This is a genomic window from Jannaschia sp. S6380, assembly GCF_023015695.1.
In the GTDB taxonomy this organism is placed as follows: domain Bacteria; phylum Pseudomonadota; class Alphaproteobacteria; order Rhodobacterales; family Rhodobacteraceae; genus Jannaschia.
This window is the reverse complement of the sequence record NZ_JALKAS010000001.1, coordinates 1,490,575-1,503,516: the sequence shown is the minus strand read 5'-3', so window position 1 is coordinate 1,503,516 and position 12,942 is coordinate 1,490,575. Positions and strand designations below refer to the sequence as shown.

Sequence of the window (12,942 nt, the reverse complement as noted above, 5' to 3'; positions counted from 1 at the left end):
GCGACGACAAGGTTTCGGTCCGCGGAACGATGTCGGCCGAGGCTGCCTTATTCCTGCCACGAATTCGCTCTACCTCTGTCGCAATCCGACCGGAGTTCTGCCGCAATGCCCTTGATGATCCCGCCGCCGACCGTTCCCGTCCGCGCGGCGGCGACGGGGTGGTCCCGGCTGGCGGCGGGCTTGGGGGATGCCTCGCGTCTCGAATCCGTCTGCGTGGGGCTGGGGCTCGGCGGGATGGTACTGGCGCTTGTCCTGACATTGGCCCAGTTCGCTTTCGCCCCCGTCATCCGCACCCAGGCGGCATTGCGCGATATGGTGGTGCAGACCGGCTTCGACGCGGCGATGTGCCCACAGGGCTGGGCGGGCGACCATGCGGCACGGCTCGATCTGACCGAGGCGGAGGTGACCGCCTGGTATCTGCGCGACGCATTGCGCCTGTCGGATGCCGAGGTCATCGCGTCGGTCGGGCTCTACGTCGCCAATCCCGGGGATTTCGTCCCGACGCAGGGGGCGGCGCGAACGCGCAATCAGATCCTCCTCTGCATCGCCGAAAGCCGCCGTCTGGCCACCCCCCTGCGGGATCTGGTGCCGCCCGAGCTGCGCGTCGGCTATGTCGAGGCGTGTCTGGGCGGCGCACGCGAAATGCTGGGTCTGGCCCGGCGATCGACTTAGGTGATAAGCGCGTCTGCAAGGCAGGCGCGGAGAGACGACGATGAGCGACCGAAACACGGACGATCCGCAGGCTGCCCTGCGACAGGCGGCCCTGTCCTACCACCAGTTCCCCAAGCCCGGAAAGCTGGAGATCCGGCCCACCAAGCCTCTGGCCAACGGTCGCGACCTATCGCTGGCCTATTCGCCCGGCGTGGCCGAAGCCTGCACCGCCATCGGCGCCCATGCGGACCGCGCGTTCGACTACACCGCGCGCGGAAACCTCGTGGCGGTGGTCACCAACGGAACGGCGGTGCTGGGGCTCGGCAATATCGGCGCGCTCGCCTCCAAGCCGGTGATGGAGGGCAAAGCGGTCCTATTCAAGAAGTTCGCCGGCATCGACTGTTTCGACATCGAACTGAACGAAAGCGATCCCGAACGCCTGGCCGACATCGTTTGCGCGCTGGAGCCGACCTTCGGCGCCATCAACCTGGAAGATATCAAGGCGCCCGACTGCTTCGTCGTCGAGAAGCTGTGCCGGGAGCGGATGAACATCCCCGTCTTTCACGACGACCAGCACGGCACCGCCATCGTGGTGGGTGCCGCCGCGCTGAACGCGCTCAAGCTGACGGATCGCGAATGGGCCGACATCAAGGTCGTCTCGACCGGCGGCGGTGCGGCGGGCATCGCCTGCCTCAACATGCTGCTGACACTGGGTGTCCAACGCGAAAACGTGTTCCTGTGCGACCTGCACGGCCTCGTCCACGAGGGCCGCGAGATCGACATGACGCCGCAGAAGGCCGCCTACGCCCAACCCGGCGGACCGCGCGACCTAGGCCAGGTGATCGACGGGGCCGACTTGTTTCTGGGTCTGTCCGGTCCGGGTGTGCTGAAACCCGACATGGTGTCGCGGATGGCCCCGAAGCCCATCATCTTCGCACTGGCCAATCCGAACCCCGAAATCGCCTACGACCTCGCCAAGGCCACCGCACCCGACGCAATCATAGCCACCGGGCGCAGCGACCACCCCAACCAGGTCAACAACGTTCTGTGCTTTCCATTCATATTCCGCGGCGCCCTCGACGTCGGCGCCACCGAAATCAACGAGGCGATGAAGGTCGGCTGCGTCGAGGGGATCGCCGCCCTGGCCCGCGCCACCACCTCGGCCGAGGCGGCGGCGGCCTACCAGGGCGAGCAATTGACCTTCGGCACCGACTACCTGATCCCCAAGCCTTTCGACCCGCGTTTGATGGGGGTCGTCGCCTCGTCGGTCGCTGCGGCGGCGATGGAGTCGGGCGTGGCCACCCGCCCGATCGAGGACATGGCGGCCTACAAGGCCAATCTCGACGCCTCCGTCTTCAAGTCCGCCATGATCATGCGCCCGGTCTTCGCCGCGGCCGCGCAGGCCCAGCGCCGCATCGTCTTCGCCGAGGGCGAGGACGAGCGCGTCCTGCGTGCCGCCCAGGCCATGACCGAGGAGACGACCGACATCCCCATCCTGATCGGCCGGCCCGATGTCATCGCGACCCGGATCGCCCGCGCCGGGCTGACGATCGAGCCCGGCCGCAACCTGGAGGTCGTGAACCCCGAGAACGACCCCCGCTACCGCGACTACTGGGAAACCTATCATTCGCTGATGGCCCGCAAGGGCGTCGCGCCCGACCTGGCCCGCGCTGTCATGCGCACCAACACCACCGCCATCGCCGCCGTCATGGTGTCTCGGGACGAGGCCGAGAGCATGATCTGCGGCACGTTCGGCCAGTTCCTATGGCATCTGCGCTACGTGACCGAGGTGTTGGGGCAGGACGGCCTGCATGCCGTGGGCGCCCTGTCCCTGATGATCCTGGAGGACGGGCCGCTCTTCATCGCGGATACCCATGTCCATGCCTGCCCGACGCCCGCGCAGGTGACCGAGACGACCATCGCCTGCGCGCGTCATGTCCGCCGCTTCGGGGTCGAGCCGAAGATTGCGCTGTGCTCGGGCTCGCAATTCGGCAATCTCGATTCCGAGTCCGGCAAGACCATGCGCGCCGCCGTGGCCGCGCTCGACGCGATGTCGCTCGATTTCGTCTACGAGGGCGAGATGAACGTCGATGCGGCCCTCGATCCCGAGCTGCGTGCCCGCTTCCTGCCCTGCTCGCGCATGGATGGGCCGGCCAATGTGCTAGTCTTCGCCTCGACCGATGCAGCGGGGGCCACGCGCAACATCCTCAAGGCCCGCGCCGGTGGGCTCGAGGTCGGGCCGCTGCTGATGGGGATGGGCAACAAGGCCCACATCGTCACGCCGTCGATCACGGCACGCGGCCTGCTCAACGTCTCCGCCCTCGCCGGCACGCCGGTGGCCCATTACGGGTGATGGGGGCAGGGCGGACGTTCCGGCCGAACTGTCTCGGGCAGTGTCAGCGCTTGGACATGACCGGTCGCATGGCCGACGGTGCGATGAGTCCGCGGGACCCGATGTCTCGACTGGATCCCTAGCGGCCTTCGATCCTGGTCAGGTTCCTTGACGGAACCCAACCGACCAAGCCATCTGCATTCTTGCACAGGGTCCATCCGTGCCTTTCGGCCATGCCAAGCAGGTCCTCGCCCTGGCGGCATGTCAACTCCAGAGCCGAGAAACTCATTCTCGCATAAGTCCGGCCCTTCGTTTTCCTGACGAGGTCATTGGGTATCCAACCTTCCTGCCCCACACTGTTCTTCGCCCAAACCCAGACATGACCGTCCCAGCTATCGGTCCTGCCCGTCAGCCAAAGCTCGTCGCCCATCTCAAGCGAGATCGGATCGTCATACGTCGCGTTCCAGTCGGTAGCGACCCGATGACGTCCCATTGTCTGGTCTCCGTGAAAAAAAGCGGGGAACAAGGATCGTTCTCGAAGGCGTCCCGGTGGTGTGAACGGCAAAAGATCTGGCGTGCCGATCTCATCCCTTCATCGGCAAGGGGACCTGTCGCTCCGGGACATCACCCTTTCTTCACCTCCGACGAGAGCTTCAGCACCCCGTCGCCGTCCTCCTGCTCGATATAGAGCGCGGGGTCGTCATCGGATCCGTTTCGCGTCACCTCCGTCCCTTGCAGCTTACGCGTGATCTTCTGGGTATAGGTCTTTTTCACAGTGCCGGTTCCGGTGCCGTTGCCCCAATCCCACTTCACCTTGTCGCCTTCGCTATAGCTGGCCATGCGTGCCTCCGTTTGCCGTCCGGGGCCAACCGGTGGTCCGGCACGGCGGTTCCGGCGCGCGCGTAACGCCGTGCGACACGGTGTTGCATGTCGGTCGGGCATCGACCGCGGGGGGTGCACACGCGTATGTACAGGGGGTGTACGCCGGGTGTACCGGGGGTGCCTGTGAAATCTACAGCGAAGTCAGTGGGTTGCATGCGCCTTCAGCTCGGCCCGTGCCACCGTCCGCAAATGCACCGCATCCGGCCCGTCAACCAGGCGCAGCGTCCGCAGATGCGCCCAGGTCCGGGCCAGGTCGGTGTCCTGGCTGACGCCCGCCGCTCCGTGCAGCTGGATCGCGTCGTCGCAGACCGACAGCGCCACGCGCGGCGCGATGATCTTGACCTGGCTGATCAGCGGCGCGGCGGCCTTCATGTCGCCCTGGTCCATCGCCCAAGCCGCGCGCAAGCAAAGCAGCCGCGCACCGTCGATGCCGATGCGGGCCTCGGCGATGCGGTCGAGATTGCCGCCCAGATGGTTGAGATCGCTGCCGAAAGCCTCGCGCGTGGCACCGCGGTCGACCATTGCATCCAGGCATTTCTCGGCCATGCCGATGGCCCGCATGCAATGGTGGATGCGCCCCGGGCCCAGCCGCCCCTGCGCGATCTCGAAGCCGCGGCCTTCGCCCAGCAGCATCGCGTCCAGCGGCACGCGCACGCCTTCGTAGCGGATGTGCATATGGCCATGCGGCGCCTCGTCGTCGCCGAAGACCTGCATCCCGCGCAGAACGTCGACCCCCGGCGTGCGCGCCGGCACGACCACCATAGAATGGGAGGTATGGCGCGGCCCGTCGGGATCGGTCCGACACATCACGATATGCACCGCGCAGCGCGGATCGCCGGCGCCGGTGGCCCACCATTTCTCGCCGTCAAGGACCCATTCGTCGCCATCGCGACGGCAGGACATCGCGATGTTCGTCGCGTCCGACGAGGCCGTCCCCGGCTCCGTCATGAGGTAGGCCGACCGGATGCGACCCTCCAAAAGCGGTCGCAGCCATTCCTCCTTCATCGCATCGGTGCCGTGACGAGCCAAAACCTCCATGTTGCCGGTGTCGGGCGCGTTGCAATTGAACACTTCGGGCGCCAGCCAGCTGCGCCCCATCTCTTCGGCGATCCAGGCGTAGTCGACGGTCGTGATCCCCGGTCCGCCGGGCAGGTGCGTCCGCCACAGGTTCCACAGACCCCGTTCGCGTGCCAACGCCTTCAGGCATTCCAGGATCTCGGTCTGGCGATCCGTATGCCGCCAGCGGTCGTCGTCGCGCCCCGTCTCGGCGTGGAATTCAACGTCCTGCGGGGCAATCTCATCGCGCACCATGGTCGCGACGGCATCCCGCAATTCGCGCCCGCGCGGCGTCAGTCCCAGATCCATCGCGCCCACCTCCGACAGCCAGTCTTGTCAGACCCTCGCGGACGCGCAACCCTGCGCGAATGGACGGCTTGCCCCCAGACCTCGGCCCCTGGCTGACGGCGCGCCTGCCGGGGCGCCCGGCAATCACAGGCGCGCGGCGCTTCGGGACGGGGCAGTCGAACCCGACATGGGCGCTGGACACATCGGACGGCACGCTGGTGTTGCGGGCGAAGCCTGCGGGCGGCCTGTTGCCCAAGGCACATATGGTGGAACGCGAATACCGGGTGATGGACGCGCTGGCCGGAACGGACGTGCCCGTGCCGCGGATGGTTCTGCTGGCTGACGGCCCGAACCCGCTTGGCCGCACCTTCTATGTGATGGAGCATCTGGGCGGCCGCATCTTCTGGGATCCGGCCTTGCCGGACGTGGACGATCGCGCGGCGATCTACGCGGCCATGGGAGATGTCCTGATCGCGCTCGGCAATGTCGTGCCCGACGCCGTGGGTCTCGCAGATTTCGGGCGGGCCGATGGGTTCTTCGCGCGGCAGGTCGCACTCTGGACGCGGCAGTACCGGGCCAGCGTGGACCGGCCCGACCCGGACATGCTGGCTCTGGCCGATTGGCTGGCCGCCTATGACCCCGTCGCCGCCCGGCCCGCGCTGGTGCATGGCGACTTCCGGTTGGACAACATGATCTTCCATCCGACCGAGCCGCGCGTCATCGGTCTGCTGGATTGGGAGCTTTCGACGCTGGGTCATCCGATGGCCGATCTCGGCTATCAATGCATGCAGTGGCATCTGCCGAATGACGGCCCGCTGCGCGGACTGGGCGGCATCGACAGGTACGCCAAGGGCCTGCCGGGCGAAGAAGCGTATCTGGCGCGCTTCGCTGCCGGCACCGGGCAGGAGATTCGGGACTGGAACGCCTGGACGACGCTGGCGGCCTTTCGGCTGGCCGCGATCCTGACCGGCGTGGGCGCGCGGGCGGCGGCGGGGAACGCCGCGAACCCCGACCAGGCGCGGGCCTATGGCCGATTGGTCCCCGAGGTCATCGCGCTGGGCCTGGAGCTTACAGGGTAGTGGAGGGTTCGCCGGTCAGGTGGCGCATCCGGGCCATCACGTCGACACCCATCTGCGCCATCAGTCCGATCGTGTCGTTCGGCAGCCAGTTTTCGGCGATGCGGCCATCGGCGTCGAAGTGATAGAAATCCATGACGCGGAACCGCAGCGACCGCCCGGTGGCGGGGATGCCCATGTAGTCCGCGCCGGTATGCGTCAACGCGACGTCGCCCCCGGTTACGGCGAAGGGCCCGTCGGACAGGCGGACGAAATGGCCCGCACCTTTGCGGTCGGGGAATGCCCGCAGGAACGGGATTTGGTGATGGGCACGGAAGCCATCCAGCCCGCGGCAAGCGCCGATATTGCCGGCCGCGTAATACATGAAGTCGTCGGCCCAGGCGTCCATCGGCATCGATCCCAGGTTGCGGCCGTTAAAACGATGCAGCGCGTCATGCATGGCCAGTACGCGCTCCAGGCTTCCCTCCTCCGGCGCGGGGGAAAGGCACAGGCCGGTGCCGCCTTTCGGCGCAGGCCAGTACCCGGGCCGACCCAAGGGCGGGGACATTGGCCAGCATCCGGCCTGTCGCATCAGGTCGGCGATGTCCCAGACCAGCCAGGACCGGCGAAGGCGCCCGTCTTCGAAATGATGCGCCTCGCCGTAATTCAGGGTCACCACGCCCCCCGTGGGCGGAATGCGGGCGAAGGGCGCCCGGAACGTGCCGACATACGCGCCGAGGGTCGCGACCAGCGGGCTCGGGCGCGGGCCGGGCATCCGATCGTCGGGCATGTTCCGGCCCGCCAGAAGGATGTCGTCGCGCCTTTCCAGATCGGGCAGGGCACGGAGAAGGTCGGCGTGGAGGGTGCCGAGGCCTTGTGCGTCCAGCGCACCGAACGGGTGGGGCGCGGATGCTTGGGCACCCGGGGCCAACACGTCGGTATCACCACGCGCCAAATGGGTCAGGGCGGCGAGCGCCCCCTTGCGGAAAGCTTCGTCGTCGGCGCGCATCCGGGCCTCCTTGCATACGCTTGCAAAACGCTTGCCGCAGCGTGGGTGGCGTGTCTAGTGTGTTCGCAGAGATCAGGGGGGACACCGCGATGGCGGAGATCAAGCTCAATCAGGTCACCAAGCGGTGGGGCGAGTTCGTCGGCGTCCATCAGTTCGACCTTGATATCGCCGACCGCGAGTTCCTGGTCCTGCTCGGGCCCTCGGGCTGCGGCAAGACGACGACGATGCGCATGATTGCCGGGCTGGAGGATCCATCTTCGGGCGACATCGTGATCGACGGCGTACGGGTCAACGACCTGGACCCCAAGGATCGCGACGTGGCGATGGTGTTCCAGTCCTACGGCCTTTATCCCAACATGAACGTCTGGGAGAACATCCGCTTTCCGCTGAAGGTCCGGAAGGTTCCAGAGGAGGAGCACGAGGAACGCGTCAAGCGCGCCTCGGCCATGGTGGAACTGGACGATTTCCTGCATCGCAAGCCGGCCGCGCTCTCCGGCGGGCAACGGCAGCGCGTGGCGCTGGCCCGTGCCATCGTGCGGACGCCCAAGGTGTTCCTGATGGACGAGCCGCTGTCGAACCTCGATGCGAAGCTGCGCGTCTCGACGCGGGCGCAGATCAAGAATCTCAGCCATGAGTTGCAGGTGACGACGATCTACGTGACCCACGACCAGATCGAGGCGATGACACTGGCCGACCGCGTCGTGGTCATGAAGGCCGGCGTCGTCCAGCAGGTCGGCACGCCCACCGACATCTACGACAATCCGGCCAACACTTTCGTCGCGGGGTTCATCGGGTCGCCGGCGATGAACCTGATGGAGGGGGAGGTCATCGACGGGACGTTCCATGCCAGCGGGGTCGAGATCCCCGGGTTTACCGGCGTGAAAGGTCCGGTCACCTGCGGTTTCCGCGCCGAGGATGCGTCGGTTGCGCCCGACGGTCAGGGCGAGGTTCAGGCGCCCGTCTATTCGATGGAGCTGCTGGGTGATTCGACCATGGTCACGGTCCGGGCCGGGGGGGCGCTGGTTGCGGTGAAGGCCCCAAAGGAGTTCCGCACCAAGATCCGGGCGCCGTTCGGGGCGCATGTCCCAACATCCATTTGCCACCTGTTCGACGCCAAATCGGGCGAACGGGTGGCCTGACGGGGGCCGCGAACGGCCCCCGCCGGCGTGTCGGCCTTAGGGCACGAGCACGGTGTCGATGACGTGGATCACGCCGTTGGACGCCTCGATATCGGCGGTCACGACATTCGCGTCGCCGACCGTCACGCCGCCTTCGGTCCCGATGGTCAGGGTTCCGCCGCCCGCCGTTTCGGCCTCCATGCCGTCGGACAGATCGGTGGACATGACCTTTCCGGATACGACGTGGTTCATCAGGACGTCGGTCAGCTGCTGCTGGTTCTCCTCCATCAACAGGGTGTCGACGGTCCCATCGGGCAGCGCGGCGAAGGCCTCGTCCGTCGGCGCGAAGACCGTGAGCGGGCCTTCGCCCTTCAGCGTTTCCACCAGCCCGGCGGCCTCGGCCGCCGCGAGCAGGGTCGAGAAGTTCCCGGCCTCCGCTGCGGTATCGACGATGTCCTTCGCATGGGCGTCGGCCCAGGCGGAGCCGGCCATGACAGTGGTTGCGGCCATGGCGAGAAAGGTTCTGCGGATCATCTCAAGCTCTCCCTATGTTGTTGACGGTGCGTTTCCGTCCGGCCGCAGGTAGGGGGTTGCCGCGCCGGGAGAAGTGCGGCGAAACCCGCCCATGCGGCGGCCTGACGCATTGCCGGGCGGCGGAAGCGAACCAAGCCGCGGCCTTCGGCGAAATCCAGTCATCATAATGTGTTGCGCGAAATTCCGCGTGCCCGTTTCGCCGTGGTCGAAAACGGATACTGGGCTGGCCAGGCATGGCCGTCCGCGGCTATGCCCACCACATGCATCGACCCTGCCCGGAGGACCTTTCATGCCCAAGAACCGCCCGCAGCAGGCCCCGCTGACCCGCGATGCCGACCTGTCGAAAACGGAGGACACGCGCCGCGTGATCGAGGGGATGGTCGACGGTCTGAACGACCATCGGATCGCCGATATCGGCGAGTTCTTCGCCGAGTCGTTCCGCTGGATGGGCAACTATGGCTGCGGCACCAAGGACGGACTGCGCGCCTTTCAGGAGAACTGGCAGAAACCATTCCAGGCGGCGTTCGGCGACAAGACCTGCATCGACGAGGCGCGCCTCTACATGGGCGAATGGGCCGCGGCGTTCGGCCGGCAGGAAGCCACCCATCGCGGCGAGTTCATGGGAATCGCCCCGACCGGCAAGCGCGTGGAAATCCGCTACATGGATTTCTGGAAGGTCGTCGACGGCCGGATCGTGGACAATTGGGTGATGGTCGATTTTCCCCATGTCCTCGCGCAGCTCGGGCGTGACGTCTTCGACGGCCGCGGATGGGAGGCGTTCGACGACGGCACCCGGACCCCGCCCGCACCGCCGGCCGGCTAGGCCAGGATCACGCCGGTCACGACCAGCATCAGCCCCAGGGCCGAGACGGCGAGCGCGCCCAGGTTCAGCGCGACGAGGCGCCGCAGACGTTCTTCCATCGCCGCGCCTTCGAGGCCCCGCGACCGTGCGCGTGCGGCGATGACGATGCAGCAGACCAGCCCCGCCAGCCCCGCGACCGTCATCGCGCCGCCGATCCAGATCAATGCCGTCATCGCATGGCCCCCGTTTGTTGCATCGCCCGCGTCCCGGCGGTACCGAAGGCGCCTGATCGAGACAAGAGGAGCAGGGACAATGGCCGATCTGAAAGTCGTGGAAGACGGGCCCGCCGACACCTATCGCGTGACCGCCGACGAGCTGCGCCAGTTCATCGAGCGCGTCGAGCGGTTGGAGCAGGAGAAGAAGGACATCGCCGAACAGGTGAAGGAGGTCATGGCCGAGGCCAAGGGGCGCGGCTACGACACCAAGGTGATGCGCAAGGTCATTGCCCTGCGCCGCCGCGAGCCCGACGACATCGCCGAGGAGGAAGCCGTCCTCGAGATGTACAAGGAAGCGCTCGGGATGAGCTGAGGCCGGTCAGGGGGCGATGAAGGTCACGTCCTCCATCGCCTTCAGCCGCGCCACGTCGCGCTCGTAGAGGTCAGACAGACCGGCGATCATTTCCCCGGTCCAGCCGGGCAGGGCGATTTCGGGTTCTATGACGGCCTCGTCGGCATACTTGGCCAGGAACGCGGTGACGACCTTGCGCCAGGTCGACCGCGCGGGGGCCGGGTTCTCCTGCAGATACGCGTCCATTCGGCGAAAGCCCTCGCGGGTCATGATCTGCCGCAGGATCGCGTTCTGCCCCTTCATGGTGTCGTCGATTTCCGAAACCGCCTGGAGGACGTCGGGCCAAATCAGCGGCAGGTCTTCGTTGCACCACAGGGTCAGGGGCGCCTCGGGACAGGCCTCGCGTATGGCCGACACGGGTTCGGACCAGGTGACGCGGCCCAGATCGTGCCCGGCCATGAAATCCTCGAACCGTTCGACCGAGGAGGCCTGGAAGAGCGCCGGAACGAAGGTCGCCAGGTTTCGGACGGCCAGGAAGAACGACACGTCGTGGCTGTCGAAGATCCGGCACAGGGATCGGCAACGGTCGCCCGCATCCGGATAGAGCCGCGGCCCGGCGAGTGCCGTGGCATAGGTGCCTAGGAATCCCTCGTAGCTTAGCACCATCCGGTCGGCCAGGGCGCCCCGCAGCAGGTCGTCCACCAACGCATCCGGCGCGTTCGCCGTTGGCGACCGACTTGCCCCCTGCAGCGCGCGGCGCAGGACAGGCCGCGCCTTGTTGCCCGCCGGGATGTGGACGCGCGCACGGTCCAGAAGCGCGCCGTTGTCGGCCAGCGTTCGCAGCAGCAGGTCTTCGTCCGTGCAATGCGCGCCGAGATGAATGGCAATTTCCACGTGGCCGTCCCTGCCTTGTTTCGCGGCAAACTAGACGCCACCCGCTGGACAGGCAAACGGCGATGTTCTAGCGGCTAGGGATATGTCTGACCAAAACACTCGGACCTTGCCGGCACGCCGCGCCTGGGCCTGGCCCGATCCCTGGTCTATCGGCGCGCTGGTGATTGCCGCGCTCGTCATTGTTCCCATTGCGGCTGTGTTCTGGATGGCGGCATTTCCGTCCGAGAACATCTGGCCGCATCTCGCTACTACGGTGCTGCCGCGATACTTGGGCAATACGCTCGTGCTGATGGTCGGGGTCGGCCTGCTGACGGCCGTCGTGGGAACCGGCACCGCCTGGATCGTCGCGATGCACGACTTTCCGGGCCGTCGGTGGCTCGCCTCGGCGCTGCTGATGCCACTGGCGATCCCGGCCTATGTCGGGGCCTACGCCCTGGTGGATTTCCTTGAATATGCCGGGCCGGTCCAGACCGCGCTCCGCGGCGCCTTCGGATGGCAGTCGGCGGCGGATTACGCGTTTCCCGACATCCGGTCGCGGCCCTTCGCGATCCTCGTGATTGGGCTGTCGCTTTATCCCTATGTGTATCTTCTGTCGCGTGCCGCTTTCTCGGAACAGTCGGGCGCGGGGTTCGAAGTGGCGCGCGCCCTCGGCGCCGGGCCATGGCAGCGGTTCGCCCGCGTGGGTCTGCCGCTCGCCCGCCCGGCCATTGCCGCCGGGGTCGCCGTCGCGATGATGGAAACGGTGAATGATTTCGGCACCGTCGAATTCTTCGGCGTCCAGACGCTGACCACGGGCATCTTCTCCGTCTGGCTTTCGGGCGGAAACGCCGGCGGGGCGGCGCAGATCGCCTGCGTCATCCTGATCCTGATCGCCGCCTTGGTCTGGATCGAGCGGCAGTCGCGCCGTCGCCGCCGGTTCTGGCAGGCTGCCCGGTCACAGCGACCGGTGACCCGCACGGGTCTCGGGGGGCGCGCGGCGGCGGCGGCGATGCTGGCCTGCGCGCTGCCCGTCCTGTTGGGTTTCGTTTTCCCGGCCGGTGTCATGGCTTGGCACGCCATCGTCGCGGCGGATGGCTGGCTGGCCCCCGGCCTGATCCAGGCGATCGGCAACACGCTGATGGTGGCGGGTCTGGCCGCCGTCATCACCGTGACGCTCGCGCTGTTCATGACCTACGGCGTGCGCATGGCGGGGCGGACATTGCCGCGTATCCTGCTTCCCGTGACGACGGTCGGCTATGCCGCGCCCGGGGCCGTGCTGGGCCTGGGCGTGCTGATCCCCGTGGCGGCCTTTGACAACCACTTGGCGGATTTCATCCTGGCGGTGACCGGACACGACCCGGGGCTGATCCTGACGGGGACCTCCGCGGCGTTGATCTTTGCCTATGTCGTCCGGTTCTTCGCAATCGGGCAGGGGGCGGCGGATGCGGCGTTGGGCCGGATCCCCCCGTCGTTGCCGCTGGCCGCGCGGTCGCTTGGGCGAACGCCAGGCGGAACTTTGCGGGCGGTGCACCTGCCCCTGATGCGGAGTTCGGTCGCAATGGCGCTCCTCCTTGTCTTCGTCGACGCGGTCAAGGAACTGCCGGCTACGCTGCTGCTGCGCCCCTTCGGCTTCGACACGCTGGCCACACGGGTGCACGATCAGGCATCGCTGGAACGCCTGTCGGACGCGGCGCCTGCGGCCCTCGTGATTTCGGCCGTCGGATTGGTTGCGGTGCTCTTGCTCGACCGGGCGGACGCGGCTAGATGACGCGAAC

The 12,942-nt window shown here is 67.1% G+C and carries 14 protein-coding genes; 7 read left to right on the top strand and 7 right to left on the bottom strand.

Features of this window, described 5'->3' with window-relative positions:
• The first annotated feature begins 114 nt into the window (after positions 1-114).
• Entirely contained in the window at positions 115-672 is a 558-nt protein-coding gene (locus MWU52_RS07690; RefSeq protein ID WP_246950876.1) for a hypothetical protein, read from the top strand.
• A 40-nt stretch (positions 673-712) separates the two neighbouring features.
• On the top strand, positions 713-3,004 hold the full coding sequence (locus tag MWU52_RS07685) for an NADP-dependent malic enzyme (protein WP_246950874.1): 2,292 nt from the start codon (positions 713-715) through the stop codon (positions 3,002-3,004).
• Positions 3,005-3,122: 118 nt separating this feature from the next.
• On the opposite strand, the gene MWU52_RS07680 is transcribed toward MWU52_RS07685, so the two are convergent.
• The 3 genes from MWU52_RS07680 to MWU52_RS07670 all read right to left on the bottom strand — a co-directional run bounded on the left by MWU52_RS07680 (position 3,123) and on the right by MWU52_RS07670 (position 5,230).
• On the bottom strand, positions 3,123-3,476 hold the full coding sequence (locus MWU52_RS07680; RefSeq protein ID WP_246950872.1) for an SH3 domain-containing protein: 354 nt from the start codon (positions 3,474-3,476) through the stop codon (positions 3,123-3,125).
• 131 nt (positions 3,477-3,607) lie between these two features.
• Positions 3,608-3,823 carry a DUF2945 domain-containing protein gene (locus MWU52_RS07675; protein WP_246950870.1) on the bottom strand — a complete coding sequence of 72 codons (216 nt, stop codon included), beginning with the start codon at positions 3,821-3,823 and terminating at the stop codon, positions 3,608-3,610.
• A gap of 183 nt (positions 3,824-4,006) precedes the next feature.
• Entirely contained in the window at positions 4,007-5,230 is a 1,224-nt protein-coding gene (locus MWU52_RS07670) for an acyl-CoA dehydrogenase family protein (protein ID WP_246950868.1), read from the bottom strand.
• A 59-nt stretch (positions 5,231-5,289) separates the two neighbouring features.
• Here MWU52_RS07670 and MWU52_RS07665 point away from each other — a divergent pair, with 59 nt between their 5' ends.
• Entirely contained in the window at positions 5,290-6,288 is a 999-nt protein-coding gene (locus MWU52_RS07665; RefSeq protein WP_246950866.1) for a phosphotransferase family protein, read from the top strand.
• On the opposite strand, the gene MWU52_RS07660 is transcribed toward MWU52_RS07665, so the two are convergent.
• On the bottom strand, positions 6,278-7,273 hold the full coding sequence (locus MWU52_RS07660; RefSeq protein WP_246950864.1) for an ester cyclase: 996 nt from the start codon (positions 7,271-7,273) through the stop codon (positions 6,278-6,280). The two genes, MWU52_RS07665 and MWU52_RS07660, sit on opposite strands and share 11 nt — an antisense overlap.
• 89 nt (positions 7,274-7,362) lie before the next feature.
• Between MWU52_RS07660 and MWU52_RS07655 the strand changes: the two genes are divergently transcribed.
• Positions 7,363-8,412: an ABC transporter ATP-binding protein gene (locus tag MWU52_RS07655; protein WP_246950862.1), complete on the top strand. Its 1,050-nt coding sequence runs from the start codon at positions 7,363-7,365 to the stop codon at positions 8,410-8,412.
• Positions 8,413-8,448: 36 nt separating this feature from the next.
• On the opposite strand, the gene MWU52_RS07650 is transcribed toward MWU52_RS07655, so the two are convergent.
• Complete coding sequence (locus tag MWU52_RS07650; protein WP_246950860.1) at positions 8,449-8,925, bottom strand: fasciclin domain-containing protein; 477 nt, start codon at positions 8,923-8,925, stop codon at positions 8,449-8,451.
• 289 nt (positions 8,926-9,214) lie between these two features.
• Between MWU52_RS07650 and MWU52_RS07645 the strand changes: the two genes are divergently transcribed.
• The gene (locus tag MWU52_RS07645; protein WP_246950858.1) at positions 9,215-9,748 is read left to right on the top strand and encodes an ester cyclase; all 534 of its coding nucleotides are present in this window, start codon (positions 9,215-9,217) and stop codon (positions 9,746-9,748) included.
• Here the strand turns inward: MWU52_RS07645 and MWU52_RS07640 are convergent.
• Positions 9,745-9,960: a hypothetical protein gene (locus tag MWU52_RS07640; protein ID WP_246950856.1), complete on the bottom strand. Its 216-nt coding sequence runs from the start codon at positions 9,958-9,960 to the stop codon at positions 9,745-9,747. The two genes, MWU52_RS07645 and MWU52_RS07640, sit on opposite strands and share 4 nt — an antisense overlap.
• A 79-nt stretch (positions 9,961-10,039) precedes the next feature.
• Between MWU52_RS07640 and MWU52_RS07635 the strand changes: the two genes are divergently transcribed.
• Positions 10,040-10,315, top strand: coding sequence for a DUF2312 domain-containing protein (locus MWU52_RS07635; RefSeq protein ID WP_246950854.1), 276 nt, complete (start codon positions 10,040-10,042; stop codon positions 10,313-10,315).
• Positions 10,316-10,321: 6 nt separating this feature from the next.
• On the opposite strand, the gene MWU52_RS07630 is transcribed toward MWU52_RS07635, so the two are convergent.
• Positions 10,322-11,188: a hypothetical protein gene (locus MWU52_RS07630; RefSeq protein WP_246950852.1), complete on the bottom strand. Its 867-nt coding sequence runs from the start codon at positions 11,186-11,188 to the stop codon at positions 10,322-10,324.
• 82 nt (positions 11,189-11,270) lie between these two features.
• Between MWU52_RS07630 and MWU52_RS07625 the strand changes: the two genes are divergently transcribed.
• Positions 11,271-12,935 (top strand): iron ABC transporter permease, encoded by a 1,665-nt coding sequence (locus tag MWU52_RS07625; RefSeq protein WP_246950850.1) that lies wholly within the window; start codon positions 11,271-11,273, stop codon positions 12,933-12,935.
• Positions 12,936-12,942: the final 7 nt, after the last annotated feature.

What these genes read in the sequence shown, in the direction of transcription:
- MWU52_RS07690 (WP_246950876.1), top strand. Translation starts at nt 115, where the DNA reads ATGATCCCGCCGCCGACCGTTCCCGTCCGCGCGGCGGCGACGGGGTGG.
- MWU52_RS07685 (WP_246950874.1), top strand. Translation starts at nt 713, where the DNA reads ATGAGCGACCGAAACACGGACGATCCGCAGGCTGCCCTGCGACAGGCG.
- MWU52_RS07680 (WP_246950872.1), bottom strand. Translation starts at nt 3,476, where the DNA reads ATGGGACGTCATCGGGTCGCTACCGACTGGAACGCGACGTATGACGAT.
- MWU52_RS07675 (WP_246950870.1), bottom strand. Translation starts at nt 3,823, where the DNA reads ATGGCCAGCTATAGCGAAGGCGACAAGGTGAAGTGGGATTGGGGCAAC.
- MWU52_RS07670 (WP_246950868.1), bottom strand. Translation starts at nt 5,230, where the DNA reads ATGGATCTGGGACTGACGCCGCGCGGGCGCGAATTGCGGGATGCCGTC.
- MWU52_RS07665 (WP_246950866.1), top strand. Translation starts at nt 5,290, where the DNA reads ATGGACGGCTTGCCCCCAGACCTCGGCCCCTGGCTGACGGCGCGCCTG.
- MWU52_RS07660 (WP_246950864.1), bottom strand. Translation starts at nt 7,273, where the DNA reads ATGCGCGCCGACGACGAAGCTTTCCGCAAGGGGGCGCTCGCCGCCCTG.
- MWU52_RS07655 (WP_246950862.1), top strand. Translation starts at nt 7,363, where the DNA reads ATGGCGGAGATCAAGCTCAATCAGGTCACCAAGCGGTGGGGCGAGTTC.
- MWU52_RS07650 (WP_246950860.1), bottom strand. Translation starts at nt 8,925, where the DNA reads ATGATCCGCAGAACCTTTCTCGCCATGGCCGCAACCACTGTCATGGCC.
- MWU52_RS07645 (WP_246950858.1), top strand. Translation starts at nt 9,215, where the DNA reads ATGCCCAAGAACCGCCCGCAGCAGGCCCCGCTGACCCGCGATGCCGAC.
- MWU52_RS07640 (WP_246950856.1), bottom strand. Translation starts at nt 9,960, where the DNA reads ATGACGGCATTGATCTGGATCGGCGGCGCGATGACGGTCGCGGGGCTG.
- MWU52_RS07635 (WP_246950854.1), top strand. Translation starts at nt 10,040, where the DNA reads ATGGCCGATCTGAAAGTCGTGGAAGACGGGCCCGCCGACACCTATCGC.
- MWU52_RS07625 (WP_246950850.1), top strand. Translation starts at nt 11,271, where the DNA reads ATGTCTGACCAAAACACTCGGACCTTGCCGGCACGCCGCGCCTGGGCC.